The following is a 1,804-nucleotide window of genomic DNA, read 5'->3' as shown; positions in this document are numbered from 1 at the left end:
AGGCGAAAGCGCACCAGCGGGCGCTGCTTGGGATCGTCAACGCCGATGCAGCGCTCGACCAGCTTCTTGGCCTCGGCACCCGAGACCTTGACGTCGAAATAGCGATAGCTGGGGTCCTTTGCGGAACCGACCAGCGCGGCGATGGTGCATGCCAGAAAAGGCTGCGCACGGCGGCCGCCCCGAACAGGCACTTCACGGACACGCTGGATGTAACCGATGCCCGAGGTGTGAAGGTCGAAATACGATTTCTCGTTGGACGTGGTGCTCATGGTGAATCTCCATAGGGATGAAGCGGAGACACACCAGTCCCACGCTGCGGGGAAAGGTGCGTAACCCCGCGATGGGTTGATAAGGCGAAAGCATCCACCACCAGAGACTGGTGGCCGCTCGCGGATGGATGCGGTGCGAGCTGGCTCGGTCACGCAGTGGGAGCTGCGCCGCAACCTCGAAGACCGATGGTTGCCTGGCATGTCGCTGACAACGTCAGCAGGCATGGGCTCAGCATGGCCTCGCCTCGCGCGCGAGGCAGCCATCAATCGGCATCCGGGCGATTCCCTTTGATGAATCTCCCAGGCAGAAAAAAGGCCCTCCTTCCGAATGGAGGGAGAGCCTGTGGGGGCATGTCGCCTGGTTTTTTTCGTGGTGTCACGCAGGTACAGCGCGGCGCCGTCGGGACGTCTCCGCGCCGATCACGCTCACATCGATCAGACGCCAGCGTCCGTCGTCGATGAGCCGCTCCAGCACTTCGCCGAGCATGTCGAAGTACACCTCGTCGTGCCGATCGACCAACTCGCCGTCGCGGCGCAGCTCCACCGCATAGGTATCGCTGCCGCGCTGGTAGAGGATCGTCACCTGGCCGGCGAACTTCGCGGTCGAAACCGTGAAACTGATCGCCGGGGGCGTTTCGATGATCCTGGACGGCTTCGGATCGACCCAGGTGAAGTCGTGGGCGCCCGCATCGACCAGCATGTGGGTGATGCGCCGGAACCCGTCGGGCGCCGGCATTTCCTCCAACTGCTCGATGAGCTGACCCAGTTCCAAGCACTGCGGCTCGGGAATGGGCAGCTTGGCCGGCGCGGAGCCGAGGATGTGTGTCTTGACGGTGTAGGGAGTGCCGTCGGACATCATCTCGGTGCGCTCTTCTGGCGTGTCCGCACGCAGGCCGTCGAAACGGCGACGGGCATAGGGTTGGACATGCACCTTGGTGCCCTCGCTGGGAACGGTGGTCACCAGGCTGGGATCGAGTACCGCGAACTCGCTGGGCTTGAGCTTGACGACGATGGCGTCTTCGCTGGCTGCTACCACCTTGCCGTCGAAAGGCTGGGGATCAATGACGAAGCCCAGTGTCGAGGACTGTGGTTGATCATCGAACACGCGATACTTGAACGACCGCACGTTGCGCGGCACATGGCCTGCGACCAGCGAAGGCATCAGGGTCTTGATGAGAGAGCGATCCATGTGAATCTCCTTGAGGAAGAACAAGGGATTCCCGCCCGCAAGGGAGAGATCCCTTGTGGGTGAATGGGCGCGATGCGTCCGTAGGAAGAAACAACCAGCACGGTTTCCCGCGCTTGCAGCCTTGAAGGTCTTGGCTGCCTGGGCATGTGTCGGCAACGCCGACGGACATGGGGTAAGGATGGCCCTTGAGTGAGCGGCCTGCGCTCAGCAAACCGCACCGCGCCGCACCCGCTTTCCTGCGCCGGGACAAGAAAAGGCCCCTCGAAAGGGGCTGGGTGGTCAGGCTTGGTACACGAAGTAGTGTTCGCGCTGACGTGGAAAGAACACGTGCTTCCACGTGTCGCCG

Annotated in this window: 2 protein-coding genes and 1 pseudogene; all 3 read right to left on the bottom strand. The window is 62.6% G+C overall.

Features of this window, described 5'->3' with window-relative positions; all coding sequences use genetic code 11:
- The coding region (locus BRO63_RS03985; RefSeq protein ID WP_143219440.1) for a DUF3577 domain-containing protein at nucleotides 1-269 on the bottom strand (269 nt) is incomplete at its 3' end.
- A gap of 376 nt (nucleotides 270-645) precedes the next feature.
- Nucleotides 646-1,458 carry a hypothetical protein gene (locus BRO63_RS03975; RefSeq protein ID WP_033981911.1) on the bottom strand — a complete coding sequence of 271 codons (813 nt, stop codon included), beginning with the start codon at nucleotides 1,456-1,458 and terminating at the stop codon, nucleotides 646-648.
- Between the two features lie 279 nt (nucleotides 1,459-1,737).
- Nucleotides 1,738-1,804, bottom strand: a pseudogene (locus BRO63_RS03970) (uridylate kinase); the annotation flags it as partial.

The organism is Achromobacter xylosoxidans (assembly GCF_002192695.1).
In the GTDB taxonomy this organism is placed as follows: domain Bacteria; phylum Pseudomonadota; class Gammaproteobacteria; order Burkholderiales; family Burkholderiaceae_B; genus Achromobacter; species Achromobacter xylosoxidans_C.
The sequence above is the reverse complement of the archived record's forward strand: the minus strand, read 5'-3'. Positions and strand labels throughout refer to the sequence as shown.

Excerpts from the sequence above, each read along its gene's own strand:
- BRO63_RS03975 (WP_033981911.1), bottom strand. The coding sequence starts at position 1,458 with ATGGATCGCTCTCTCATCAAGACCCTGATGCCTTCGCTGGTCGCAGGC.